At 61.7% G+C, this 2,762-nt stretch carries 1 protein-coding gene; it reads right to left on the bottom strand.

The annotated features are described in order from the left end of the window. Window positions 1-17 precede the first annotated feature (17 nt). Window positions 18-2,762, bottom strand: a 2,745-nt coding sequence (locus ACW9KT_RS22265; protein WP_457084598.1) for a T9SS type B sorting domain-containing protein, incomplete at its 5' end; no start/stop codon positions are given.

Raw genomic sequence — 2,762 nt, 5'->3', positions numbered from 1 at the left:
GTACTTGCCCGATTAGCTTAGCGGGTGATTTCGACCCAGCCTTTGTAGGTGCGCGTGGTGCTGGTAAAGTCGGCAAACTCCACTTCGGCGATGTAGTAGTACACGCCCGCGCTCACCGGTACGCCCCCGCGGTTCTCGCCCGCATTGCTCGTGCCTGCCCACTCGATAAAGGGGTTCTGCTCGCTCTCGTACACCTTCACGCCCCAGCGGTTGAAGGCCTGGAAGCGGGTGCGGCGCAGCGGGCTGGCCACCTTCGGCCGGAACGTATCGTTGCGCAGGTCCGCATTCGGGGTGAAGATATTGGGCAGCACAAAAAACAGGCAGTTGTCCTTGCACTCAACGTTGCTCAGCACGCTGCGATTGCCCACCGAGTCCACGGCCTGGATCGCGTAGCAGCCGGCAAAGGTGGCTTTGCCCGGCCGGGTGGGCCGGTCCCGATCCAGCCGGTCTACGTAGCTTTGCTGGGTCACCGAGTCGAGCGCTACGAAGTTCCCCTCGGGCGTCTCGCGGTAGAGAATGCGGTAGTAGGCAATGCCGCGGCTGCAGTCCGGGGGCGTGTTGCCCAGCGTCCAGCGCAGCGTATTGCTGTATACCTGGCCGGGGGCGGGGAAGCTGGGCAGGGCCGCGAGGCTATCGCAATTGGTGGGCACCAACGTCAGTACCGGCGGACAGGGCACCGTATTGAGGGCAATGCACCGCTCCTGGCTTTTATTGAGCAGCGGATCCGGGACGCCAGGCAGAGAATACGTGCCGTTGGTTTCGACGTAGTAGCAGTAGATCTGGCCTTTGCGCAGGGGCTGGGCCGAGGTGCCCTGATCGACAAAAGTGCCCCCCGTCGCCGTGCCCGTCACCGTGCCGACCGGCACAAACGGGCTGCCCGGGGCCGGGTCCCGGCGGTAGACGGTGGTGGGCCGCAAGGCATTGTTCCAGGGCACGGCGTAGGTCCAGGTCAGGGTGATGCGGTTCAGGGCGGGGTTCGACACGTCGGCCGTGCCTTCCAGGCGCACACTCGAGGCGGTCGACGTTTCCGTGAGCACGGCCGAGCCCGGCCCGGCGACGGCATTGCTGAAGAACTCGAGCCGGTAGGTGAAGGTATTGGCCAGCGTGTTAATCCCGGTGTCCACGAACGAGAGCTGGTCCAAGTCAGAGGTGGTCAGCACCACCGTGGGCGTACCTGTACCCACGGAGCGCAGCAAGCGGTAGCCCACGGGCGGGATGAAGCCCGTCTGGCTGGTGGGCTTGGTCCAGCGCACGGTGATAGCGCCCGTGGTGGCGTCCGTCCGATCGACCGTCACGTGGGTGAGCAGGGCGCTCTGCCCCTCCAGATTCAGGCAGACCTCCTGGGAGGCAATGCTGGCCCCGCCCTTGGGCCGGGGAAACTCGGCGTAGATGCGGTAGCAGTAGTTCTTGCCCCGCTCCAGGCCCAGGCCGTTGCGCGTGTCGCGGAAGATGTCCGTGCCCACCGGCACTTCCCCGATTTGCACAAAGCCGGAGGAAGCGGGGATGCCCGTCTCGCAGGGCCCGGGCACAAAGGTGGACGGCCCCTCTTTGCGGTAAATCAGAATACGACTAGCGTTGGTGCAGGTGTAGCGGTCCCAGGTCAGGATAGCCGTGTTGCCCTCGCCGCGCACGCCCAGGTTCTGCGGGGGTGGCCCCACCACCGTGATGCGCCACGCTTTCTCGTCAATCAACGTCGTGCTACCGGACGGTGGCCGGTCATCGGCCTTGAACACGACCGTGTAGGGATCCGAGGCCACGTCCGCGCACTGGGGGGTCCAGCGGAAGACGCCGCTGGCCTGGGGCGGGCCGGTGGCGGTCTGATTAAAGGTAGCGGGCGGGAAGATTCCCCCAAAGGCGGCCAACGTTATCGCATCATTATTGGGGTCAGTGGCCGTCACGGTCTGGGTGATGGGCGTCCCGGCCACCACGCAGATATCCGGCGGAATCGTAATCGTGGGCCGCAGGTTGTTGGTGGCTTCCACCAGAATCTGCATATCGCGGATTACCTCCCCGATCAGGCGGGCGGGGCCAGTGCCCGTTCGCCGGTATTCTTTAACTACGAAAGCGAAGTTGTAGAGCCCCGCCACGTTCGGGGCATTCCAGACCACCTGCCCGGTTATCGGATCCTGGGTAAACGTGGAAGGGCCGCCACCAGGGTTTCCTAAATAGAAAACCTGTACTCCACGAGGGGGAGTAAGATTAGGATAAACATAACTATTGGTGACAGCAACGTTTGGCACGTTACCATTAGCAATTGTACCTTCTACCTGCTCCGGCACCTGGCGGCTTGGCTGCAATTCAAACGCTAAGGAGTCGCCATCGGCATCGGAGGCCGCGGGGTTGTGCAGCCAGACTTGATTGTTGCCCGCCTTGTCAAAGGCGGGGGCGTTCAACACCGGGGAGCGGTTGACCCCTAGCTCCGGGGCAATGGTAATGCGGGTAGAGATATAAAATGTCTGACTACCAGAATCAGACATATTACGAACATTGAAGTTTCGATTCTCTCCTATATAGCTTACAGTATAACTTCTGGGAGCACTGTAGGTATGCTCGAAATAAAAGACGTTGATATCCGTATCGGGTGATATCTGCCGGAATACCGCCCTTTGGATAGCACCCAGACCACTGCTGGTTCCGTCGCCAAAGAAAATAGTTACCTTTTCTTCCTTCACATTGGAGCCCCTATCTGTATAGAGCACCATTTTGAAGAACACCCGCCGCGGGTTACGGGCACTAGCAGGCAGGGTAGTATCCGACTTGGC

This window comes from Hymenobacter sp. HD11105, assembly GCF_054051685.1.
Note: the sequence above shows the minus strand (reverse complement) of the source record. Positions and strands in the feature narration are given on the sequence as shown.